Raw genomic sequence first — 26,155 nt, 5'->3', positions numbered from 1 at the left:
TTAAGCTAATATTATTAATTTTCATATTATTTTCTCAAATTTGTGTTAAGTTTATATTATTAAAATTAATTTATTTCTTATTAATAGGAATTGACATTTTAGAATTTTTAGACAAAAAAATATATTTATTGTAATATATTACTGTTATTGTTTTTTTAATTATTTTAAAAATATAAACTTCTAAATTTAAATTTTTAATTTCTTAAGGAATAAAATTTTAAATATTTAAATTTATTTTTTGGATAAACGTTATTATATTAATTAATTGATGAAAAAAATTATTTAATTTATACAAAATAATAATATTTATTATTATATATACCAATATAAATTAAAAAAGTTGATTTATAATAAGAATTTTTTTGAATTTCAATTTAATAAAATAATAATTAGTTTGTTAAATTGATAATTTACTCATAAATAAGGATATTTATTGAAATCAATTTTAATTTTTTTATAAAAAATAATTATTTTTTTATAAATAAAAAAAATCTAATTTTTATTTTTTCATCAGGTTAAAGAAAAAGGATTTTGAATAATGGCAATATCAGAACAAACAATAGATGGTCTTCTTTTTAAAGAAATGGTTATTAATGGTACTATTAATTTAAAAAAAAATTGTCAAAAAATAAATAATTTAAATGTTTTTCCTGTTCCTGATGGTGATACAGGAACTAATATGTATATGACTATGGCCGAAGGTATTCGTCATATTTATTCACTCAATGAAAATTCTATTATTGAAGTTTCGCGTGTTTTAGCTAATGCTTTAATTATGAATTCCAAAGGTAATTCAGGTGTTATTTTGTCTCAATTTTTTACTGGATTTTCTAATAAGTTAATTTTATTAAAGAAAAATTTTATTAATATAGAAGAATTTATTCAATCATTAATTAGCGGCTATCAACAAGCTTATTCTTCTATATTTTCTCCTGTAGAAGGTACTATTTTAACAGTATTACGTGATTCTATTGAAGCTGTGAATAATCAAAAAAATTTTAATAATATTGAAGAATTATTGAACAAAATTATCGAATATGCTAAAAAATCTTTAGCTAAAACTCCTGAATTATTACCTATTTTAAAAGAGTCTAATGTTGTGGATAGTGGAGCAGCAGGCTTGATTTATTTTTTTGAAGGTATGTTGTTGTGTTTTCAAGATTCAAATATTTCTTTACAAGACTTTTCTAAAGATTTTATGATTTCTCAAGAATCGGAAGTTTTGGATAATCATAATATTGATAAAATATCTGATATAAAATGTTTAGAAATTCCTTATTGTTATTGTACAGAGTTAGTTGTTAATTTATATAATCTAAAAGAATTTGATTTGTCGCAATTACGTAAAAAATTTGTTAAATTTGGTAATTCTTTAATAGCTATAGTTAATAATAACTTGCTTAAAATACATATTCATACTAATAAGCCTGGATTGGTTTTAACAAATGCATTAAAATATGGATTTTTAATTAAATCTAAAATTGATAATATGAAAGAGCAAAATAAAAATTTTCTTAAAAAACAAAATTATTATAATAATAATAAAATTTTTCAAAAAAATTATATTTTAATAGCTGTTGTTCCTAATGAAACGATTTTTAATATTTTTAAAAAAGATTTTAAATTAGACTATATTATTATTAAAAATAGAAAACTTATCTGGGATTTTTTTTGGAACAATTTAAAAGCAATTTTGCACAAATTAGAGTGTTATAATGTTATTTTATTACCTAATGATCCGGAAATATTATTGAAGAGTGATTTAATTACAAAAAGTTTTGATAAATTTAATATTAGTGTTATGAATACTATTAATATTGCTCAAGGTTATAATGCTCTTGTTTCTTTTGATGAAACATTATCTTATAATGAAAACATTTCTAATATGAGTGATAATGTTAAAAATAATTTAGTAGGTAAAATTTTATTTAATCAAAATTATAATTTATCAGAAAATTCTTCTGTTGAATTGAAAGCTTTTGTAGATTCTATTTTTTTTAAACAACATAATGATTTGGAAATTTTAATTATCGCATTATTAAAAAAGATGATTACAAAAACAACTCAATTAGTTACTATTTTTTATGATCAAAAATTGGAAAAACATTATTCTTTAATAGGTTTGGAAAAATTTTTATTTAATAATTATAATGATGTAGAAATCAATAAAATTATAAACAATGATCATCTACATTATTATTTAATTTTAGTGGAAAATTAATTTTATTAATTAAAATATCTTTTTATAAAAAGATATTTAATGCGGATATGGCGGAATGGTAGACGCGCATGTTTGAGGGGCATGTGAGAAATTTTCTCTTATGAGTTCGAATCTCATTATCCGTACCATTTAATTATTTATTTGTTTTTAAAAACTTTTATTTAAAATTTCATATTATTTTAGTTTTTTAATTAATATAATATGATAAACTACGTTATACTATAATTTTTTGAAAAAAATATTATAAAAATTAAAATGATTAAATTATTTTAGCTTGTTTATTAAATATAAATGTAAATTTTCATATAGTTATTTATTTTTATATTTATATATAATTGAATTTCTAAAGTTAATTTTTATTTTAAAGTGGTTTGTTTTAAATAACCACTTTTTTAATTTTAAAGAATATAAAATGATTTGGATAATCTAAATTATATTTTGATAAGAAAGAGGTAATTTGTTTGGAAAATAAAAATTTTTTAAAACATATTGATCAAATAGCGCAAGAATATGAAATAACTCGTGAACAAGTTATAAATTCTTTAGAAAAAGCTTTAATATCTGGTTGCAAAAAGACCTTTCAAATAAAAAAATGTAGAGTTTTTTTTGATCCAAATTATGATAAAATTACCTTGTATAAACAATATATAGTTGTCGATGAAGAATGCGATGTTTCTGTGTTGAAAGAGCAAGATTATATTCATTTAAAGAAAGCTAAAGAGATTAATTCTTCTGTTGAAGTAGGTGAAATTTTAGAAATTGAAGTAGATCCGAAAAAAGATTTCAATTTTTATGGCAGTCGTGATTTTAAAAATAAATTTAATGAAGAATTATTGAAATTTCAAAGAGAAAATATTTTTAATTTTTTTAAACAATATGAAAATAAGTTAATGATGGCAGAAGTAATCGAAGAAAAATTAAATTTTTTTATTTTAATGTTAGAGAAAAATTTTAAAACTTTTATTTTTAAAAAAGACTTAATGTTGAATGATCATTTTAATATTGGTGAAAAAATTTTTGTTTTAATTACAGAAGTTCGTAATTCTACACCTAAACATCTTAAAATTTATGTTAGTCGTATTAATAATCAATTTGTTGTTGAATTGTTAAAATATTTTATTCCGGAAATTCGAGATGGTTTGGTTCAAATTATGGCTATTGCTCGTATTCCTTCTAGTAGAGTTAAAGTTGGATTGTCCTCTAATAATAAAAAAATAGATCCTATTGGAACTTGTATTGGCGAAAAAGGTTATAGAATTAAAAACATTTTAAACATTTTAAGAGGCGAAAAAATAGATTTATTTAAATGGAGTGTAGATATAGAAAAATTAATTATTAACGCTTTAAAACCAGCTCAAATTATTCAAATTTTAAATTTAGATTTTGAAAAAAAAATCGCTTTAGTTTCTGTAGCAGCTGATCAAGTTGCTTTAGCTATTGGCAAGTCAGGTCAAAATCTTAAGTTAGCGATGCAAGTTACTCGATGGCAAATTGAAATTCAAGCCAATCAATAATGTATTCGGTTTGTTTATAAATTTTTTAAATTATCTTTTATTATCAACTTATAGATTTATGGTTAATACATAATATTTGTTAAATATAATCTAGGGGGAGAAAAAATAATTATATGCAAAATAAAAATAAAAAAGAAGATCATCAAAAGGGTGATAAATCAAGTGTTTCTTTAATACGTGATTATGTGTACAATTCTAATCATACTATTAAGGAGTTAGCTGAAATTTGGCAGATGTCAGAAAAATTTTTAATTGGGATACTTGGAAAATTAGGAATAAAATGTAAAAATAATCAATCTTTAACAAGGGATTTAATCGAATTATTAGGTTTAAAGTTAAATATTAATATTATTGATGATTTTGTAGTTAATGAAGAAAATATGATTAATAAAACACCAATAGAAAATTTAATAAAACGTTCTCCTATTGTGACAATAATGGGTCATGTAGATCATGGTAAAACTACTTTATTAGATGTGATTCGTAAAACTCGTTTGGCAGATCAGGAAGTAGGTGGTATTACTCAAAAAATAGGTGCTTATGAAGTTATTTATAACGAGCAAAAAATCACTTTTATAGATAGTCCTGGTCACGAAGCTTTTACCCAAATGCGCAGTAGGGGAGCTCAAATAACTGATATTTGTGTTTTGGTTGTAGCTTGTGATGATGGTGTTCAAGCTCAAACTTTAGAATCAATTCGACACGCTCAAAAAGCTAATGTTGACATTATTATAGCTCTTAATAAAATAGATAAAATTCCTAATCAAAAGGAACGTATTATGTCAGAATTATCTGAATATAATTTAATTCCTAAAGAATGGGGCGGAGATACTTTTTATATAGAAATTTCTGCATTAAAAACTAAAGGTATTGATGATTTATTAAAAACTATTTTGTTAGTAAATGATAAACATCCTAGAATAATCGATTATCAACAAAATGTTCTAGGAACAATTTTAGAAGCTAGTTTAATTAAGAATAAAGGTTCTGCAGCTACTGTTATTGTTAATCAAGGAATTTTGAAAATTGGAGATATTGTTGTCGCTGGTCATGCTTATGGAAAAGTTAGATCTTTAGAGAATGATATTAAAGAAAAGATTAAAAAAGTTTTTCCTTCGCAACCTGCAGTTATTTACGGTTTTAAAAAAGTTCCTCAAGCTGGTGATTTATTAATGGTTGCAACTAATGAAAAAATAGCTAAACATATTATAGAAATAAGAAGACAAAAATCTCAAGAACAAAAACATCAAGAAATTAAACAAAATTTAGAACAAAATTTTATGGAAGATTTATTAAAAGAAAATGTCTCTTATTCAGTATTAAATTTTGTCTTAAAAACAGATACACAAGGTATGATTGGGGTTATAACAGAATCATTAAAAAAATTAAATTTTCATGGGGTTAAAATTAATTTTATTAAAACAGATACCGGTACGATAACAGATAATGATATTATGTTAGCTAATACTTTCCAAGCTATTATTATTAATTTTAATAATTTGGTAGATAATAATATAATAAAGTTAGCTGATAGTTTAAAAGTAGAAATAAGAAATTATCAAATTTTATATCATTTGGTTGAAGATATTTCTAAAAAATTAAAAACTTTGGCTCAACCTATTTTTCAACTTAAATTTACAGGGAAAGCTGTTATTATTCAAGTGTTTTATAGAAGTGATAAAAATAATATAGCTGGTTGTCGAGTTATCAATGGTGTTATTTATAATGGTGCATCTGTTCAGGTTAAACGTCAACAAAAAATAATTTATCAAGGGAAAATTATTTCTTTAAAACATTTAAAAAATAATATTGATTGTGCTAAAAAAGATATTGAATGCGGTATTGTATTTGATAATTTTAATGATTTTCAAATGGATGATATAATAGAGGCGTCCCGAATGGAGGAAATAGTTAATGAATAAGTTGATAGTAGAAAGAATGTCTAGTATTATTCACAGAGAATTAGTAAGTATTGTTAATAAAGTAATACAAAACTATCAAATAGGTTTTATTAGTATTACAGATGTAAAACTTAATAAAGACTTTTCATTAGCTAAAATTTTTTATACTATTATTGATAAAAAACCTGAAATTTTAAATTTAGTAAAGAATACTTTGGAAGAAAATAAAACAGTTATTCGTAAAGATTTAGCTAGTAAAATAAGAAAAAAAATTCGTTATATTCCTAATTTATTATTTGAATATGATTACGAGTTGTTACATGGACAACGTATAGAAGAATTATTAAATAAATTAAATAAATAAAAATTAATTATTAGTAATTGTTTTTTGTCTTATTTAATTGTAATGTTTTCAATTTATATATTAAAATAATTTATATATTAAAATTTTAAATCATTAGAGGCTTTTTTATGATTGCTGAAATTTTAATTGATTTATCATTAAATTCTAATTTTTTATCTTTTGATTATATTATTCCTGAAAAAATGATAAATTTAGTTCAAATAGGTACTAGAGTTATTATTCCTTTAAATAATACTGTTCGTTTGGGATACGTACTTGCTATTAAGGAAAATAGTATATTCGCTAACAAAGAAATAATAGAAGTTCTTGATTTAGTGCCTTTTCTAAATCAAGAATTTTTTTTGTTAATTGATGAATTATTAAAAATACCTTTAAATTCTAAAATTTCTGTTTATAGAACGGTTTTGCCTAAAGAACTATTAACTTCGTATGTTCGTAGAATTTCTATTTTAAAATCGGACTTGGTGCCAGTGGAATTAAAAAAATATTTAAATGATCAAAAATTTTTATTAAATGTTAAAAGTAATTTTCAAATGGATCTTTTGCGAAAATTAAAAAAAGAAAAAATTATTGAAATTTCTATTGTACCCAAAAAAGAAATTTCTCAATTGTCTTTTCATCATATTAAATCTTTGATTTATCAAGAAAAAATAGAAGATAAAAGCACCGGGATAAATGATCGAATAAATTCACTTAATAAAAGAGAAATATCAAAAGTTTATTTAACTATTGAACAAAAAAATATTTTTAATAAATTATTTTTGGATCGTTATCAAACTTATTTATTAATTTATTCTTTAGAATGTGATAAATTACAGATATATTGGCAATTAATTCAAGAAAATTTAAAAAAACAAAAACAAATTCTTATTTTAATGCCTGAGATTATTTTGATTGAACGATTGGTGGAAAAAATTAAAATACAATTCCCTGACATCGTTATATTTATTAATCATGGTGGCCAAATATCTAACAAAACCAACAATAATTTTAAGCAATCTTTAAAATTTGATTTGGTAATAGGAACTAATATTGCTGTTTTTACTCCTTTTATGGATTTGGGAGTTATTATTATAGATGACGAACATCATAATTCTTTTATTGAAAAGATAAAGATGCCTTTTTATGATGCTAGAGAATTAGCCAAATTAAGGGCTAACTATCATAAAGTTCCTTTGATTTTATCTAGTTTATCTCCATCATTAACTAGTTATTATCGAGCTAAAAAATTAGGTGAATATGTTTGGTTAAATTTAAAAAAAACGGACATTAAATATGATATTCAATTAATTGATATGAAAAAAGAATTACAACAAGGAAATTTATCACCTTTATCTTCATCTTTAATTGAGTTATTAATTAAAAATTTGAAATCTAAATCAAAAAGTTTATTATTTGTGAATATTAAAGGTTTTTCTCGTTTAGTTTTATGCTTCAATTGCGGTTATATCCCTAAATGTTTGAATTGCGACCGTATTTTGCATTCTTATATTAATTGTAAAATATTGAAATGTTCTTTTTGTGATTATAAAGAGAAATTTTCTGAATACTGTTCTTTATGCGAACAAAAAACTATTGCTAGTATGTTTTCTGGTATTTTATCTATTGAAAATTTTTTAAAAAAACAAATACCAGAAGCTTTTGTTGATTGTATAGATTCAGATAATATTCGTAATTTTAATATTAAAGAGTATAACAAAATTATATCTAATATAAAAGATAATAAAGTAGATATTTATTTAGGTACTACCATGATAATTAAAAATGGTATTTCGTGGCCAATTAGTTTATTAGGTATTGTTTTTTTTGATGCATTACTTAATATATCTCATTTCACAGCTAAAGAAAAGGCTTTTCAAATATTAGTTCAATTAATATATAATATGCCAATAAAATCTCGTATTTTAATACAAACTTATAATATTAATAATTACATTTTAAAGTCTATTGTTAATAATGATTTTGATTATTTTTATGAAAAAACTTTAGAAGAACGTCAAATTAGCGGTTATCCCCCTTTTACGTTGATTAGTAAATTTTTAATTATGCATCGAAATTTTTTTAAGGCTCAAGAGATAGCTCAAAAACTTAAGATTATTTTGCAAGATAATTTGTCAATTAATATAGCTAATGTTTTAGGACCTTCTATAGCGAAACGTTCTTTTCAAATTATTAATAAAAAAAATTTTTATCGGGTTTTTTTAACATTAAAATATAAAAATTGGCCTTTAGATTTGGATTTTTTAAAAAAATATCATTTTGATAAAAATGCTTATATTATATTTGATCGTTTTGATACTTTAACAGATCATGATATTTTGACATTTTTTTAATTTATGAGAATTTTTTTAAAATATGATTAATTAAAATTTATTTTTTTATGTTTAATATTAAATTTATTTTCTGTTCCCGAATACAATTGAATAATATTTTTTTTATGTTTAATGAAAATTAAAATAGTAATAATGGCCATAGCTATAGAGTTATATGTATTTTGATTCGTTATATATAAATTAATATTAGTAATAATTGTAGCAATTAAAGAAGATAAAGAAGCATAACCAGTAATTTTGACTAAAAATATAAAAATTATAATTCCAAAAAAACCACTCCAAAAATTAATTCCTGCAACTACTCCTACAGAAGTTGCTATAGCTTTTCCTCCTTTAAAACGATTAAAAATAGAAAACATATGACCTAAAATAGCACATATTCCTAGAATTATTGTTTTTTCTTGAGGAAAATTTAAATTTAATTTAGAATTTTTAAAAATAAACACAGGCAAAAATCCTTTTAGAAAATCTAATAAGAAAGTTAATAAACCATATTTAAAACCTAAAATTCTTGTAACATTAGATGCTCCGATATTTTTAGATCCTAATAAATTAATTTTTCTGTTATTGAAAATTCCTATTAATAAACCGAAAGGGATAGATCCTATGATATAACATGTTATGCAAATGATAATATTAGTTAATGATAATTGAAACATATTGTTTTTATTCTCCTTGTATATATTAAATTTTACTTAAGACAATCTTTAGTGTTTTAATTTTGATTAAAAAATTATTTTTTATTAAAAATTAAAAAAAATACTTAATTAAATTTAAATAATTTTCAGAATAGGTTACATTTTTTTTATGTTTAAAAAATATTTAATACTACAAGTTATAAAAACATGTTTTGGTAGAAAAAAAAAATTATTCCTTTCAATTTCTTTATTACATCTATTATCTTTTACTTTCTGTTTTATTTATTATAACGTTTGGAATGATAATTTTGATTTTAAAAAGCAATTTGTTCGATGGTGTCGTTTGTGTTTTAGTATTGTTATAAAATATGTTATTGCATTTTTTTTTATAATATATGCGATTTATTTTGTTATTGTTTAAATTTAACAATAAAAGATAATATTTTGATTGTGAGATAAAAATATTAAAATATTTATTTGAATTTGGTAAGAAAAAAATAAAGATCAACCTTTAATATATGTTGATCTTTATTCATTTAAAACTTTTAAATTTGACTAATAAATTTATTTTTATTATAAAAATAAATTTTATGCCATGTAGATACTACGAAAAGCTATATTTGCGATAACGTATACTAAAGGTCCTGTTAATCTAGTGGCTATCATTGCAAAAGGTAATAAATTCATTCTATGAGATATGGTCATAACTCCTACATTACCTGCTCCACCTATACTGTAAGATGAAATTCCCGATGTTAAAGCTGTTTCTAAAGGATAAAATCCTAATTTTGGTGCCATTAAAAATGTAATTAAAGTAGCGATGAATAAAGAAGCATAAACAATTATTAAAACACTTGGATTTAAAATTGTTTCTTTTAGTTGTTGGAAATTTGTAGTTAATCCTAAACCTACTAATACAGCACTTGTGAAATTTTCTGTCATGAATTTTCCTGATTGAGTAACAGCGTTTTGATTTTCTTGAGACATTAGGTCAAATATTTTAATTATTAATAATAAAATAATCATATAAACCATTGGATCCATTTTACCAAATAATAATTGATTTATCATACTACCCACAGAATAAAGTGCAAAAATAATTAACCATCCCATGCATATTATTTTAAAATCTTTTATTCCATTTATTTTGGTAGTTTTTATTTGATCTTTTTGATCTAAATTAGAAGAAGATTTTTCTAATTGTCCTTGTCCGCTATATTTGCTTTTATCAAAAATAATGTAAAGCAATCCTGCTATAAAAATACTTAATGTACGGGCTAAAATTAAAGGTCCTAGAATAGCAGTTCTAATAGTTGAAGCTTCAACTTGAAAAGCTTCTTTATAAATTCCATTGGCAAAACCGTTAATTCCTAAATTAGTACCCCCGTTAGTTAAAGGCACAAATACAAAAAATATCGAATCTAATATAGGGCCTTGACTAAGTTTTTTAAATATTTCTGGACATTGATAATTTAATAAATATCCTAATCCACCAATAGTTAAACCGCATATAAAAACACTACAAATCGTAAGAGGAACAAATTTTATTAAAGATCTTCTCAATAGTTGTCTATCTACACTTAAAAGGCTACCAGCTATAACAATAGTTATAAAAAATTGTGAAAAATTAATACCTATTCCGTAGGAATCATTAGGTTTATTAAAAAATCCTTTATCGATATATTCAGCTAGTTGTTTTGGTATCCATCCTTTAAAAACTAAATAAGATGGTACAAAAATACAAAGTAAAAAACCCAAACCCAATTTATTTAAACCGGGAACTTTAGAGCCTATATAACTTAAAGTAATTCCTAACATAGTTATTAAAAATAAAGGAGTTAACAAAGGATGATAGAATTTATTAATTTTGTCTGGATAATGAGCTATGCAAAAAATATTTAATCCTAATATCAAAAGTAATGTTATAAAAAATATAGGTTTAAAACCGAATATTTTGTTGTTATTTTCTTTTATTTGGTTATTTGACATATTAGAAATACCCCTTTTTTGTTAACAGATTTTTTATATTTTAAAATTTAATTTTATTTTAAAAAATATCTGTAAAAATTCAATTTTAATTATTTTTTTTAATATTTTATTTATAATGTTTAGCGACTTCAGAAAGTAATTTTATTTTTATTTTATAAATAAATATTAAAATCAAAAATTGAATTTTTTTGTATTTCAAGGAAATTTACAAAGTTGTAATGTTTATAATGTTTAGACTTTTAGGATTTTATTCCTGAAATTATATCCAACATAAGTCTATTTTAGCATAAATAAATTAAAAAAATTTAAAATTTTTTGTTTTTAAATATATAATAAAAACACATTTAGGTTAGTTTTTTATACAAATTTGTTAAAACAATCTTAATATGTTCTTGAAATTATAAATAATAAATAAATATAGCATTTTGATTTATATATTAAGTTTCTAAAAATAACTTATATCACAGTAAAAATGACTTTTTCTTTGGTAAGATTTATTATTTATTATAACTTTTTTATTATTTAATTTTGGAATAAAATTTTTATCTAAAATTTTATTTATATTTTTAATAAATTTTTTAAAATTATTATAAAAAAAGAATTAGGATGATAATATTAGATGAAAAGAATATATTTTTTTGATATAGATCAAACTCTTTATCATAACAATAAAAAAACAATTTTGCCACAAACTAAAAAATTAATTTTAGCTTTAGCAAACAAACCCGGTATTATTTTGGGTATTGCTACAGGAAGGAATTATCGTAATTTAAATGTTTTAGGAGATTTGATATCTTGCTTTAAGTATTTTGTTATTATGAATGGCGCTGTTACTATATCTAAAAACGATGGTATTATTAATGAAAACCCTATTCCATCAAAATATATTGAATGTTTTGTTAATAAAATTAAAAATTTTAATATTTTATTAGCCGGTGTTAATATTGACAAGGAGGTGATTTTGTATAATCCTAATTTATCAGATCAATCTTTGATTAATTATTATCAAAAAGAATTAAATTATGATGTAGTTTATGATTTGAAATTCATGTCTAAGATATATTTTATGGTTGCTTTAGGTTCGGATGTCAAGAAAATTAAAAATTTTAGAAATGATTTAAGTTTTTTAAATATATGTTTTTGGAATAGTCACGCAGATTTAACTGTTGATTATGTTAATAAATATTATGGTATTTCAAAAATTAAATCCAAATATCCTGACTATCAATTAATTTGTACAGGAGACGGTAGTAATGATATCGAAATGTTATCTTATGCGGATATTGGTATAGCTATGGGCAATAGTTTGTATCCGCGAACTAAAGAAGTAGCTAAATTTATAGCTCCACATATTGATTCGGATCAATTATATGATTTTTTTAAAAAAAATATATTTATTTAAATTTAGATCAAAAAAATATTTTTTTTAATTTATGGAAATTTAAATTATTTTATATTTTCATTTATATTGAGTATTTTTAATTTTCAGAAGACTTTTAGGAAAGATAATTATGGATCAAAAAACAAAAGATTTACAAGTATTTTATCAGAAATTTCAAATTTTAAAAGAAAAAGAAAAAGATATTTTTTCTCGAATTATTAATAAATTATTTCAAGTTAATTATTTAACTTCTCAAAAAAATTCTGATTTAAACGATTATAGATTTATTTTATTACATCAAGAAATGTTTATTTCTTTTTTAAAATTAGTTGATTTCGAACTAGAAATTCATAAACATGATGAAGTCATTTTTCTTAAAAATATTCAACAATTTAATAGACTACGGATTAAAAAAGAAGAAAGTTTACTATTATTTTTATTTAGAATTTTATTTCAAAAAAAGAAAGAATTAATGCCTTTAAATAATAAAATTGAAATTTATTTACAAGATATTTATCTTGAATTAAAAAGCATTGGTTATTCCGAAATTAATAAATTAACTAAAGAAAAGATAAAGAATTCTTTAATTTTATTTAAACAGTATAATATTATTGATTTCTCTGATTATAATCATTATTTGCCTAATGATTTGATTATTCGTATTTATCCTACTATTTTGTATTTAATTAATTTGGGTATGTTACAATATTATCAAGAATTATTTACCACGGATGTGAAAAATTAAAATGAAAAAATTGACGAAAATACAATTAGTAAATTGGCATTTTTTTTCTTTTCAAATTATTGATATTGAAAATAATACTTTAGTTTCTGGAGAAAATGGTTCTGGAAAATCGACTTTATTAGATGCTTTGCAGTATGTTTTAATAGGAGAACGCAATCATGTTAAATTTAATATAGCAGCGAATGTTAATGCCAAGCGTTCTTTAGAAAGTTATATGCGTTGTAAAATTGGAGCAGAGAATAAAGAATTTTTAAGAGACCAAGACGTTATTACACACATTTTGTTAGAATTTTATGATAATGTTAATAAAAAATATAGTATTTTTGGTTGCGTTTTAGAACTCTCTCGCAGTAATCAATTGAAAGAAAAATTTTATTTTGTAGAAAATATGAAGTTTATTGATAATATGTGTGTAGAAAATGATCAACCTAAAACTCAAAAACAATTATTTCTGTTTTTAAGAAAATACGTTCCTAATTTTAATTTTTTTGATACTAAAAAACAATATCAACATGCTATAGGTAATTATTTGAACATTAATGTAAGTAAATATATCCAAATGTTACCTAAAGCTTTAGCTTTTAAGCCGCTTAATTTGCAAAATTTTGTTTTTGAGTTTTTGTTAGAACCTAATCCTGTAAATATTTCAAGTTTAAAAAATAGTTTTAAACAATTAAAAAAATTAGAACTTCAAATAGAATTTGAAAAACAGAAATTATTTTATTTAACTAATATTATAGATGCTGATAAAAAATTTATTTATTTAAAAGAACAGATTCAGATTTATCAATGTCTTTTATATAAAGTACAAATTAAAAAAAATAATTTTGATTTAGATTTGTGCCAGTCTAAGAAAGAAGCTGACAAATTAAGTTTAAAAAAATTATTATTTCAAAAAGAAAAAATCAATTTAACTATAGATACTTTAAATAATGAATTAGTGCTTTTGAAATCTAATGATAGAAAATTATTGTTAAATAATCTTCACAAAGATTTAGTTTTTTATGAAAATCTTGAACATACTTTAAATGAAAAAATTAATTTTTTTCGAAATCAAATCAATCAAGAATTAATGAATTTAAAGCGTTTGCAAGATTTATCTCCTTCCGAAATTTATTCAGATAGTATTAATTTTATAAGTGATTTTTTGAATTTAGGATTTTCCGAAATTCAAGTAAATTTCCCAAAATTAAAGGTTGTTTTGGAAAAATTATGGAATTTTATATCAAAAGAAATAATTAATTTTAATATACAAAAAAATGATTCTAATAAGTTTATTTTAGATTTACAGAAAAAAATTTTAGATAAAGAAAAAGATTGCCGTCTTCTTTCTTCCGTTATATCTGTTTATCCTCAACACATACAAAATTTAATTGAAATTTTAAATAAAAAGTTAAGTAATTTTTATAGTTTGTCAGTGTGTATTCGTCCTTTATGCGAATTAATAGATATTAATGATAATTTATGGAGAAACGCTATAGAAGGTTTTTTAGGAAATAGAAAATTTAATTTGTTGATAGAAGAAAATTATTTTGATCAGGCATTAAAAATATATAGTAATTTACCTCAATCTGTAGATAATAATTTTTATGATATAGGATTAGTTAATGTAGCACAAATACCTTTCATTAAAGATAATTTTAATAGTTTATCAACTAAGATATCTTCTGATAATAAAAATGCTTTAAAATATATTCGTTTACTTTTATCCAATATTATATGCGAGTTGGATCCTGTAAATTTAAAAAAACACAAAACAGCTATTACTCCTGATTGTTTGGTCTATAGTCAATACACTTTAAGAAAAATTAATCCAAAATTTTATCAATTCCCTTATATTGGTAATAATTCTATTAAGATGCGTGAAAATCTTATTTTATCAGAAATCCAAAAATTTAAGTCTTTATTGCTGCAGCATCAAAGTGTTTTTAATGAATATCAAGAAATAATTGATCTATTGAATAAAAGTAAATTGTCTAATATTTTAATTTCAGATAATTTTAATTTATATTCAGAATTATTATCTATTAAAGTTAAAAAACAAAAAATTTCACAACAAATAACACAATTAAGTTCAGATTTAAATCTTCGAAATGTTGAAGATAGTTTAATTGCCGTTATGAATCAAAAAAATAATAATAATGAACAATTAGAAAGAATTTTGTTTAAAATAGCAGATTTAAATAATAATTTGAATAATTATGAATTAGAAACTACAAAAATTAAAATTCATTTGTCTGAATTAAATCAAAAATTAAATATTTTAATGGGAAAAAATATTTCTAATTCTATAGAAGATAAAATAAATGTACATTTATATCAGTATTACCAACAATATAATGACAATTATGATTTGATTTTAAATAAAATTAATGATTATTTAAAAAATATAGAACAGCAAAAATTAAATCAACAAATGGATTTAATCAATCAAATTCAAATTTATTTGCAAAAATATAATATTTCTGATATTGAATCTCGATTAGAAAATTTGGAATATTTTTATCAAGAATATAATTCTACTAATGCTCAAAATTTATCAGATTATGAACAAGAAGCTAAAGAGTTAACTTATAAAACTGAAATAATTTTTAAAGAAGAATTTATTAATAAATTAAAAGAAAGTATAGATAATACTAAACAACAAATTCATAAGTTAAATCAATTATTAATTGATAGACCTTTTGGTAACGATAATTATCAAATAATTATTAAACCTTCTAATGATCCTGATTATAAAAAATATTATGATGTAATTTCTAGTTATAATAATGATTCCAAAAATGAGTTATTTGAAAGAGGACTAATGTGCGAAAATACTCTTTTAGAGGAATTATTTGATAAAATTATTTCTTTTGAAGAGGGTTATGAAGATATAGCAGAATCTTTTTTAGATTATCGTAATTATATGACTTATGATATCCAAATAAAAGACATTAATAATAATTATTCTTTTTTTTCGAAAATTTTTCGTGAAAAATCTGGAGGCGAAACTCAAGTACCTTTTTACATTATTATGTCTATTTGTTTTGAACAGTTAAATAGTGTAAATGATAATCAAGGTTGTTTGGTTTTGTTTGATGAAGCTTTCAATAATATGGATGAAGCTAGAATAGAAGGAATGATGCGTTTTTTTAATTCTTTAAAGATTCAATTTATTATGGCTATTCCTCCGCAAAGGATTGCAGATATTTCTCCTTATGTGCAAACTAATTTAATCATTATTAAAGATAATAATCATGTTGTTGTTGAAAATTTCACAAGAAACATACTGAATCTTTAATTTTATAAAATTATTTTTATTTTTTAATCATATTTCATTATATTATTAGGGTTTTATTATTTTTAGTATTATTTTTTTGATTTCATTATATTTGATTAAAAAAGTTATTATTTTAGACATTTGATATTTGTTCATATTTTTCATTTTTTGTTCATCGAATAAAATAGAAAAGTTAATTTTTTTATTTTTTTGTCTTAATTTTAATAAACGAAATAAATAATCACGTTGTTTAGATGTATAAAGATGTTGGTTCCAATATTGAGTTTTATAAGCTGATTTATCCGTTTCGTGTAAATTTAACCAATTATTAGCGATAGCAAAACAATTATCTTCATTCCCTTTAAATAAACATTTAGCTGTTTTGGGTTCTTTTTTTCCACCAATAGCTATATAAAGATCTTTATAATGAGTTATATAAGCCCAAGCATGAAATCCTGCTATATAATGTTTTTCGCGATTGGTTAGATCATACCATTCAAAATTTGAATTTTTTAATATATCATATTTTTTCATTTTAACATCTTTAGTGAATTGTATTTCTTTGGATTCTTTTGAATTTTCTGATATATCTGTAAAATTTTTGTTATTTACGTTATTTAAATTTTTTTTATTTTTCGGATTTTTTAGAGATAAATATTCAAATAATTTAGGATTATTTTGAATAGACGTTCCAAAATCTAGTATAATGCAATCTTTTTTAATAATATTAGGATATTGAGTATTATTTGTTATAGGTCTTAAACCACGACCGATCATTTGTACAATTGTAGATTTAAAAGAACTTGGTCTTAATAGTACTACACACGAAACAATTTGACAATCCCATCCTTCTGTTAAGACATTTACATTAACGATAACTTGAAATTTAGTTTTATCAAAATTTTTTAATATGATATTTCTTTTTTCACTTTTATAATTTCCTGTAATTAATTGAGCTTTAATTCCAGCTTTTTTAAATGTTTCTGTTACATCATGAGCATGTTTGATGTTTGCGCAAAAAATTACAGTTTGACGATTGTGGGCGTATTTTTTCCAGTGATTAATCACTTCTGAATTAATAGCGGTTGTATTTATAATATTTGCTACCTTATTTAAATCATATTCTTGATTTTTATTATATAAATTATATATTTTTTTTTGAATACCAACATCTCTAATAAAAACCTCTGGTTTAACTAAATAACCAGCTTGAATTAATTCTTGTACTGTAATTTGGGCTGTAATTTCTGGAAAAATTTCTTTTAATTTTTTTTTATCACCTCTTATTGGAGTAGCCGTAACACCAAGAATTTTACAGTTAGGATTAAATTGGAGAAAATGATCTATAATGATTTTGTAAGTATTAGCTACAGAATGATGTGCTTCATCGATAATTAACATATCTATATTAGGGTTTGTTTGAAGATTTTTTACTAAAGTTTGTACCATAGCAAAAATTACTTGAGCATCCCATTTTTTTATTTTTGAGTTAAAAAAACATGTGGTTATATTAGGATTAATCTTTTCAAAGGCATTTTTATTTTGTTGCATTAATTCTTCTCTATGTACCAATACACAAGCTTTATTAATCGATTTGATTTTAAAAAAATGACTCAGAATGTAAGAAAACATAATTGTTTTTCCTGAACCCGTCGGAGCTACAAGTAAAGTAGTTTTTTGATTTTCAAAAACTTTAATAATTTTATCAGTAAGTTGTTTTTGTATTTTATTAAGTAACATAAAAAATAATTCCTTTTTATTTTATGTTAACATGCATATTCCTATTTAATTATTAACATGATGGATTTGTTGATTATAATAATTATAATTAAATTTATTATTTTGAATTAAAAAATAATATATTAATTTCTATGTTATATAACTAATTATTTAAAGATATTATTCATTAATTAACCATTAACCATGGAATATGTGAAAAGTTATTAAATATATAAATATTCTAACAGTTATTATTCCAAAATATATCAATTAAAAAATTTTATGAAAAGAATTTTTTTTTATAAAAATTGAATAGTTTTTTATTTTTTTTATGTCTAAAATTTGCATTTTTCTCTTTTTTAAGTTACGATAAAAAGTAGTATTAAATGAATATATTTTTTTCATTATCAATACAAATAACATTATTTTTATTTTTTATGTTTTACTTTTACATTGTTAATTACAATGAATTTTAAGTTTTATAAAACATAAATTTTTTTTATTGGGGCGCCAAAGAGGCCTAAATATCTAGTGATTTTACCAATCACCAGTGTGATAAACACTGAAAGGATATGGTCGGTCAGTCAAACGAAAGAATGCCGGATTATAGCAGACCATAAAAGCGGGTTGCGACGAAGTAGTTAGTCAAGAAGATTCCGCCACCGAATGATTCCATGGAGAAGCCTTAAATGGCCTAAGAAGAAAAGTAGATGTAATTTAACAACCTGTCTTTTAAACTACTATATGCGAGCAGTTCAGATTCTACCAATACATATCCTCTAAGTGTTAGGTAGTTTATCAATTAATAAATCTGAAATCTCACCATTGATTAAGATGGTTACTTCCCCTAAAGAATTAAGGTAGAAATTTAGTGTAACTTGGGGAATCCTAAAGGTTAGTTATTAAATTAACTAATAATGAGCTTAAAGTCATTAGGCCCAAGGATAAAGCGACTTCTTAGTAGTCGGAGGAGTAAAACTTGATCTGGAATGATAAAGAGAATCGTCCTCCCTGGAACAAGGTTAACGACCTTGATAGGGCGAAAGAAGTCAGTAATTTATTGTTTATTCAATGAAATCAATCAGCTAAGTTTTTGTCAATCTTGATGATTATTCTTTAAATAACTAATTTATTAAAAATATATTTTAAATTCGAGATTGATAACATTATAAATATTTACTAAATATTCAAATCAAATTGCTGCCAATAAATTCAGTTTAGCAGATTAAAAATTAACAGATAGACTATTGAATGGCAATTAGGATCATAAAGATTGATTAATACCGCCAATAATATGACAATGGTTATTTTCCGATTGTTTTAAATTAGTATTTCTGATATTGCATGAAAACAACACTTCTCAAAATGTTGTGGGTATTATTTATAGATCGGTAAATAAATATATTTCGTTATTGAAAACGATAATAATCTATTTTTATTATCATTACTGGTTATTTTTTTGATAATTTTATTTTATATGTCAAATAAGAAAATATATAGAATTACGTTGATTTATTTTAATTTATCATGTGTTTTAGTGACTAATATTTAAAAATATTAGTCACTTTTATAATTTTATTTATTGCTTATTTATTATTTTTGATAAAAATAAATATTTATTTAGTTTTTAATTATTTTTGATTTTAATATCGATAAATTGAGCAAAAAAATATTAAGTTATAGAAAAGAAAGGTAGGTTTGGAATATTTTTAAATGAAAAAAAATAGTAAATTTATGTCAATTATTATTTTATTAACTTTTAGTTTAATTATGTTATTTTTATCTTTTTTTTATAAATTAAGCGTCAATAATATTTTCTTTTTATATTTATTTCTGATTTCGAAAATTATATTAGGATTATTATTACTGATTTTTAGTGTTTATTTTTTTATTTTGGCCGAAGAATTTATAGTAGGAGGATTAGAAAGTAATTTGCTTTTTTTAGATAAAGTTTTTTTGTATAATCGTGCCGAAAAAAAGCAAAATTATTTGTTTAGTACTCCTGTAGGTATTATCATTTCTCGTTTAATTATTATGTTTTTTTGTGGTTTTTGGTTACCTAATACTTGTTTTTTTTTAATAACTACTATTATGTTTAATTTGATTTTTACTTGGTCTATTAAGTTTTTGTCTAAACGTTATGTTGATAAGAGTTTTTTTATTAATTTATTACCAGTTTTTATTAAAAAAAATAATTTCTTAAAACTTTTAGTTGTTTCTTTAATTATAAGTTTTTGTATAGGAATTGGTTGTGGTTTAATTTTTTCTAGCGGTTCTTCTACTGGTGGAACCGATATTATATTTTTATTATTAAATCAAAAATTTAATTTTCATTTATGTTATATTTTATTTTTTGTAGATGGAATTATTGTATTTATTTCTTTTATGATAGATTTATTTCGTCATAAAGATATGAGAAATTTTATTATTACAAAATATTTTTTTTCTTTTTTGATTTTAATATTTGTTGTTAATTTAATTGCTTTATTTAAATAATAAATTTATCATATATTGAGATTTTTTTATTGTGTATATTTTTATTAGAAATAATTTGTTGAAAAGTATTTAATTTATTTTAGAATATGTTGTTCAGATAGATTTGCAAATAATAAAAAAAGATTTATAATATAGTAGTAATTTTAATTTTTTATTGAATTATATAGTGACGATCGGTTTTGAAACATAATTTTGTTTAAGATTTTTAATAAAATATTTTTCAATTTTAAAGTAATTTTGAAAATAAATTGAAAATAAATGAAGTGGGATATGATTATTTATGAATAAAACAAAGATTATTTGTACTTTAGGACCTTCATGTTATTCTGAAATAATTTTAAAAAAAATGATTTCAAATGGTTTAAATGTTGCTAGATTTAATTTTTCTCATGCTGATTATGATATGAGTAAAAAAATAATTTCTATGATTAGAAATATTAATCAAGAATTAAATAAATATGTATCATTAATGTTAGACACTAAAGGTCCTGAAATTAGAACTCATAATTTTGATGGTGATGTTTTGATAAATAAAGATTCTTTAGTTAGAATTTCTTCCAAAGAAGTTTTGGGTAATAATGAAATTTTTTCTGTAACTTATCCGAATTTTTATAATGAATTATGTGTAGGTGATTTTATTAATATTGATGATGGTTATTTATCTTTGCAAGTGATTGGAAAAGATGATATAAAAAAAGAATTAATCACAAAAGCTCAAAATAGTCATTTAGTAAAATCACGAAGAGGAGTTAATGTTCCTGGCGTAAAATTAAATATTCCTTTTTTATCGGAAAAGGATAAAAAAGATATTTTATTTGCCATAGAACAAAACTATGATTATATTGCGGCTTCTTTTGTTCGGAATTCTCAGGATATACAAGATATTAAAGATATTTTGAAATCGAAAGAATGCGATAATTTGAAAATTATTGCTAAAATAGAAAATCAAGAAGGTATAGATAATATAGATGAAATTTTATCTATTTCAGATGGTATTATGGTTGCTAGAGGTGATTTGGGTATTGAAATTGATGGCACTTTGGTTCCTTTATATCAAAGTGAAATTATTGATAAATGTCTTCAAAAAGGCAAATTGGTAATTGTAGCTACTCAAATGTTAGAATCTATGCAAAAAAATCCTCGTCCTACTAAAGCTGAAATTTCGGATGTTTTCAATGCGGTTCGAGAAGGTACTAGCGCTACTATGCTGTCTGGCGAAAGTGCCTCAGGTAATTATCCTGTAGAATCTGTTCAATATATGTATAACATTAATAAAAATGCCGAAAAATTTTTAGATTATGATTTATTTTTGAATTATTATGAACCTAAAATTTGGAGAGAAAAATTTTTATTAGGTGCAATTGAATTAGCTAACATTACAAACGCTAAAGCTATTTTAGTAAATAATTTTTTAGATGCTTGTATTATTTCTAAGTTTCATTCTGCTTTTCCAGTATTAGCTGTAGTTGAAAATATTAAAGAAGCATCTTGGCTATCTTTGTATTTTGGTGTCACACCGGTTTTAAATTATAACGAATTAAAAGAAAAAATACTTGATTATCAAATAGAAGAAAATCAATTAATTGAAGTTGATGTATCTCAAATTTTTATTAAATAATTTGATTTTTTTAGGATTTTATTAACTTAAGTTAAATTATTTAACATTTTAAAATTTAATATTTACGTTATTTAAAGAAATTAAAGGAGTTGTAATTTTGCCAAAAAAAATAGATGATTTTTTATATAATGTAGAACAAAAACCCATGTTTCAAGTTTTAGATGAACAAGGTTTTGTAATTAATCCTGAATTTGAACCTAATTTATCAAATGAAGAGTTATTAAAAATTTATGAATTTATGGTTTTTACTAGAGAGACAGATACAGCAGCTTTCCAATATCAGCGTCAAGGACGTATGCTTTCTTATGTTTTGAATACAGGTCATGAAGCTTGTCAAATAGGTCTTGCGGCTGCTTGCGCAGATAACGATTGGATTTCTCCTTATTTTAGAGATTTAGGAATGTTTTTGTATCGTGGTGTTTCTGTAGAAAATATTTTGCTTTATTGGTATGGTAATGAAAAAGGTTCAGCTATAGATTCTCAAAAACGTATTTTACCTGTTAATATTATTATTGGTAGTTCTATAAATATAGGGGCTGGATTAGCTTTAGCTAGTAAATTAGATAATAAAAAGGATGTTACAGTAGCAACTATTGGAGATGGTGGTACCGCAAGTGAAGAATTTGCAGCGGGTTTAAATTATGCAGCTGTTTTTCAAGTTCCTTTGGTAGTAGCTATTCAAAATAATCAATATGCTATTTCTACACCTAGAAAAGTAGCTTGTTACGCTGAAAGTTTAGCTCAAAAAGCTATTGCTTTTGGTATACCTGGTATAAGAGTTGATGGTAATGATATTTTAGCTGTTTATTCAGCGTCAAAACATTTTGTTGAATCTGCTAGAAATGGTAACGGCCCTTCTTTATTAGAATTATATACATATCGTTTATTGGGGCATACTACTAATGATAATCCTTCTTTATATCGTTCCAAATCTGAAGAAGAAGAATGGTTTAAAAAAGAACCTATTTCAAGATTTCAAAAATATTTAATAAATAAAAATATTTTAACAGATGAATTAATAAATAAAATTAAACAAGATATGATCGATAAAATTAAAGAAGCTCATAAACGTATTTTAACTTACGCTAATATAGTTGAACCGAAAGAGGTTTTCGAACATACTTATGAAACAATGACTCCTCAATTAAAAATGCAGTTGCATGATTATGAATCATTTTTAAAATCAACAGAAGAAGGGAAATAAAATTATGGCTTTTATGAAAATGAATATGTTAGAAGCTATTAATCATACTTTAGATTATGCCTTAGAAAATATCCCAAAAGTGGTTTTATTCGGGGAAGATGTAGAAAATTTAGGTGGTGTTTTTAGAGTTCTTAAAGGTTTGTATAGTAAATATGGATCTTCAAAAGTTTTTAATACTCCTATTTCAGAATCTAGTATTTTAGGTAGTGGTATCGGATTAGCTTTAGCTGGTTTTCGTCCTATAGCAGAAATACAATTTGAAGGTTTTATTTTTCCAGCTTTACAAGATCTATTTTGTCATGCTGTTAGATTACGTAATCGTACTCGTGGAAAATTGACAGTTCCTATGGTGGTTAGAACTACAATACAAGGAAATATTAAAGCTTTAGAACATCATTCTGAATCTATTGAGGGTATGTTAGCTTCTTTCCCAGGATTGCATGTAGTAGTGCCATCTAATCCTATTGATGCTAAAGGGTTATTACTATCCGCTATTAAATCTAATGATCCTGTAATTTTTTTAGAACCAAAAGTTTTATATCGTTCTCGTAGAGAAGAAGTTCCTGTAGAACCTTATGAAATAGAAATTGGTAAAGCTCGAGTAGTTAAAGAAGGTTCGGATGTTACTGTAGTAGGATGGTCATCTGCTATTCCGGTTATTCAAACCGCTATTGAATCTTTAGAACAAAATGATATTTCTGTGGAATTAATCGATTTAAGAAGTATTACTCCTATAGATCAAGAAACTATTATTCAATCTGTTAAAAAAACTGGTAGATTAGTAGTAGCTCATGAAGCTACTAAAACTTATGGTCCAGCAGGAGAAATAATTACTTTAATAAATGAATATGCCTTTGATGCTTTAAAAGTTGCTCCTATACGTATTACTGGTTATGACATTATAACGCCTTTAGCTAGAGGAGAATATCATCAAATTTTAAATCCTGCTAAAATTATTTATTATATTAAAAAGATGTTTAATAAATTACAAAAATAATTTTAATATTAACATTTATTAGTATTTTGTTTCTTTATAATAGAATAAAAAGTTTTTATATTATAAACAAATTTAGGAAAAGAAGTAGGTTTACTTTATTATGAACAATAAAAAAGTTCAAAAATATGAATTTAAATTTCACGATTTAGGTGAAGGTTTACACGAAGGAACTATTACCAAATGTCTTTGTAAAGTTGGAGATATAGTTAAAGAAGGTCAGGGATTGTTTGAAATCGAAAATGATAAATTATCTGATACATTATTGTCTCCTGTGGATGGTGTTATTTTAGAAATAAAATGTTCTCCTTCTGATGAAGTAGAATTAGATCAAGTTTTGGCAGTTATAGAAATAGAAGTTGAAGAATAAATATTAAAATATATATCAATAGGAATAAATAATAAATAATATTATTAAAAGGATAAGAATATATGTCAGATTTAGATAAAAAAATTAAAGATATTGACGAAATCGGAATTCATGGTAGTGACGAAATCGAAATTCATAAAATTTCTCGGTTACGTAAAACTATAGCAAATCAAATGTCTATTGCTAAATCTACTATTCCGGATGTTACTTTAATGGAAGAGTTTAATATGAATAATGTTGTGGATTTGAGAAAAGATTTAAAATCTCAAAATGCAACATCAACTATAAAACTCACTTATTTATCTTTTGTTGCAAAAGCTTTAGTTAAATTATTAAGACAGTTCCCTATTTTTAATTCTGCTTTTGATGCTCAAAAGGAAGAAATTATAATTAAAAAGTATATTAATTTAGGTATAGCTGTAGATACTGATGATGGTTTAATTGTGCCTAATATTAAAAATGCTGATACTTTAAATATTTGGAAAATTGCGGAATTGATTCAAGATTTATCTCAACGTACTCGTAATAAAAAATTAGTTTACGAAGATATTAAAAATGGCACTTTTACTTTAAGTAATTGGGGGACTTTTGGGGTTTCTTATGGTACACCTATTATTTATTTTCCTCAAGTAGCTATTTTAGGTATGGGTTTAATGAAATTAAAACCTATTGTTTTAGAAGATGGTAATATAGGAAAAGCTTATATGTTGCCTTTATCTTTGAGTTTTGATCATCGCGTTATAGATGGTGGTTTAGCTTCTAGATTTTTAAGTTCTTTTAAAGATTTGTTTAATAATCCGTCAATTTTAATTGAATAATAAAAATTAATGTATTAAATTTTTATTGATTTTAAAAAATTTATTTCAATTCATAAATACTTTATAATTTAAATTTGGATTTTATAGATTATAAAATAAATAATGTTTTTAAAATAATAAATTTATATGTTTTTGTAATTTTTAATTTTCTGACAATTCACAAAGTAATAGTCAGGGCGCCAAAGAGGCCTAAATTTCTTGCTATCTAACCAATAGCCAGGGCCGATAAACCCTGAAAGGATATGGTCGGTCAGTCAAACGAAAGAATGTCAGATTAGAGCAGACCATAAAAGCGGATTGTGACGAAAGCAAATTAGTCAAGAGGATTCCGCCACCGAATAATTCCATGGAGAAGCCTGAAATGGCCTAAGAAGATAAATAGATGTAATAAACTAACCTGTTCGTAAGTTGCTGAAACGGATAGTCCAGAGACTACTAATACATATTATTCACATATTGAGTAGTTTATCAGATAAGAAAACCTGGAATCAGCCTCTTTAAGAGGATACTTCCCCTAAAGAATTAAGGTAGAAATTTAGTGTAACTTGGAGAATCCTAAAACTAAGTAATTAAATTTACAAATCAGGA

Annotated in this window: 17 protein-coding genes and 1 tRNA gene; 15 read left to right on the top strand and 3 right to left on the bottom strand. The window is 22.9% G+C overall.

Annotated features, from left to right (window positions below; translation table 11 throughout):
* Positions 1-538 precede the first annotated feature (538 nt).
* From OC705_RS00985 to priA, 6 genes are all read left to right on the top strand, one after another.
* Positions 539-2,221 carry a DAK2 domain-containing protein gene (locus tag OC705_RS00985; RefSeq protein ID WP_304512342.1) on the top strand — a complete coding sequence of 561 codons (1,683 nt, stop codon included), beginning with the start codon at positions 539-541 and terminating at the stop codon, positions 2,219-2,221.
* 41 nt (positions 2,222-2,262) lie between these two features.
* Positions 2,263-2,349: transfer RNA gene (locus tag OC705_RS00980), tRNA-Leu, on the top strand.
* Positions 2,350-2,682: 333 nt separating this feature from the next.
* Positions 2,683-3,735, top strand: coding sequence for a transcription termination factor NusA (nusA, locus tag OC705_RS00975; protein ID WP_304512343.1), 1,053 nt, complete (start codon positions 2,683-2,685; stop codon positions 3,733-3,735).
* 113 nt (positions 3,736-3,848) lie between these two features.
* Positions 3,849-5,657 carry a translation initiation factor IF-2 gene (infB, locus tag OC705_RS00970; RefSeq protein ID WP_304512344.1) on the top strand — a complete coding sequence of 603 codons (1,809 nt, stop codon included), beginning with the start codon at positions 3,849-3,851 and terminating at the stop codon, positions 5,655-5,657.
* Positions 5,650-6,000: a 30S ribosome-binding factor RbfA gene (gene rbfA / locus OC705_RS00965; protein WP_304512345.1), complete on the top strand. Its 351-nt coding sequence runs from the start codon at positions 5,650-5,652 to the stop codon at positions 5,998-6,000. The genes infB and rbfA overlap by 8 nt, the downstream gene beginning before the upstream one ends.
* 107 nt (positions 6,001-6,107) lie before the next feature.
* Positions 6,108-8,333 carry a replication restart helicase PriA gene (gene priA / locus OC705_RS00960; RefSeq protein ID WP_304514021.1) on the top strand — a complete coding sequence of 742 codons (2,226 nt, stop codon included), beginning with the start codon at positions 6,108-6,110 and terminating at the stop codon, positions 8,331-8,333.
* Positions 8,334-8,359: 26 nt separating this feature from the next.
* Here priA and plsY read toward each other — a convergent pair whose 3' ends face one another.
* Both plsY and OC705_RS00950 read right to left on the bottom strand, forming a co-directional pair.
* Positions 8,360-8,992 carry a glycerol-3-phosphate 1-O-acyltransferase PlsY gene (gene plsY, locus OC705_RS00955; RefSeq protein WP_304514020.1) on the bottom strand — a complete coding sequence of 211 codons (633 nt, stop codon included), beginning with the start codon at positions 8,990-8,992 and terminating at the stop codon, positions 8,360-8,362.
* A 567-nt stretch (positions 8,993-9,559) separates the two neighbouring features.
* Positions 9,560-10,960: a 2-hydroxycarboxylate transporter family protein gene (locus tag OC705_RS00950; protein WP_304512348.1), complete on the bottom strand. Its 1,401-nt coding sequence runs from the start codon at positions 10,958-10,960 to the stop codon at positions 9,560-9,562.
* 619 nt (positions 10,961-11,579) lie between these two features.
* On the opposite strand from OC705_RS00950, the gene OC705_RS00945 reads away from it, so the two are divergent.
* The 3 genes from OC705_RS00945 (at position 11,580) to OC705_RS00935 (ending at position 16,369) form a co-directional block, all read left to right on the top strand.
* A complete protein-coding gene (locus tag OC705_RS00945) occupies positions 11,580-12,362 on the top strand; it encodes an HAD-IIB family hydrolase (protein WP_304512349.1) in 783 nt (260 codons plus the stop codon).
* A 109-nt stretch (positions 12,363-12,471) separates the two neighbouring features.
* Positions 12,472-13,086 (top strand): DUF4194 domain-containing protein, encoded by a 615-nt coding sequence (locus OC705_RS00940; protein ID WP_304514019.1) that lies wholly within the window; start codon positions 12,472-12,474, stop codon positions 13,084-13,086.
* Position 13,087: 1 nt separating this feature from the next.
* Positions 13,088-16,369, top strand: coding sequence for an ATP-binding protein (locus tag OC705_RS00935; protein ID WP_304514018.1), 3,282 nt, complete (start codon positions 13,088-13,090; stop codon positions 16,367-16,369).
* Positions 16,370-16,414: 45 nt separating this feature from the next.
* On the opposite strand, the gene OC705_RS00930 is transcribed toward OC705_RS00935, so the two are convergent.
* Positions 16,415-18,088, bottom strand: coding sequence for a DEAD/DEAH box helicase (locus OC705_RS00930; RefSeq protein ID WP_304512352.1), 1,674 nt, complete (start codon positions 18,086-18,088; stop codon positions 16,415-16,417).
* A 1,692-nt stretch (positions 18,089-19,780) separates the two neighbouring features.
* On the opposite strand from OC705_RS00930, the gene OC705_RS00925 reads away from it, so the two are divergent.
* The 6 genes from OC705_RS00925 to OC705_RS00900 all read left to right on the top strand — a co-directional run bounded on the left by OC705_RS00925 (position 19,781) and on the right by OC705_RS00900 (position 25,567).
* Positions 19,781-20,563, top strand: coding sequence for a YitT family protein (locus tag OC705_RS00925; RefSeq protein ID WP_304512353.1), 783 nt, complete (start codon positions 19,781-19,783; stop codon positions 20,561-20,563).
* Between the two features lie 280 nt (positions 20,564-20,843).
* Positions 20,844-22,181 carry a pyruvate kinase gene (pyk, locus tag OC705_RS00920; protein ID WP_304512354.1) on the top strand — a complete coding sequence of 446 codons (1,338 nt, stop codon included), beginning with the start codon at positions 20,844-20,846 and terminating at the stop codon, positions 22,179-22,181.
* Positions 22,182-22,326: 145 nt separating this feature from the next.
* Complete coding sequence (gene pdhA, locus OC705_RS00915) at positions 22,327-23,385, top strand: pyruvate dehydrogenase (acetyl-transferring) E1 component subunit alpha (protein ID WP_304512375.1); 1,059 nt, start codon at positions 22,327-22,329, stop codon at positions 23,383-23,385.
* Positions 23,386-23,389: 4 nt separating this feature from the next.
* Positions 23,390-24,382 (top strand): alpha-ketoacid dehydrogenase subunit beta, encoded by a 993-nt coding sequence (locus OC705_RS00910; protein ID WP_304512355.1) that lies wholly within the window; start codon positions 23,390-23,392, stop codon positions 24,380-24,382.
* 100 nt (positions 24,383-24,482) lie between these two features.
* A complete protein-coding gene (locus OC705_RS00905) occupies positions 24,483-24,749 on the top strand; it encodes a biotin/lipoyl-containing protein (RefSeq protein WP_304512356.1) in 267 nt (88 codons plus the stop codon).
* Positions 24,750-24,811: 62 nt separating this feature from the next.
* A complete protein-coding gene (locus tag OC705_RS00900; protein ID WP_304512357.1) occupies positions 24,812-25,567 on the top strand; it encodes a dihydrolipoamide acetyltransferase family protein in 756 nt (251 codons plus the stop codon).
* Positions 25,568-26,155 lie beyond the last annotated feature (588 nt).

The sequence above is a fragment of the Candidatus Phytoplasma fabacearum genome, assembly GCF_030586805.1.
In the GTDB taxonomy this organism is placed as follows: Bacteria; Bacillota_I; Bacilli_A; order Acholeplasmatales; family Acholeplasmataceae; genus Phytoplasma; species Phytoplasma fabacearum.
Note: the sequence above shows the minus strand (reverse complement) of the source record. Positions and strands in the feature narration are given on the sequence as shown.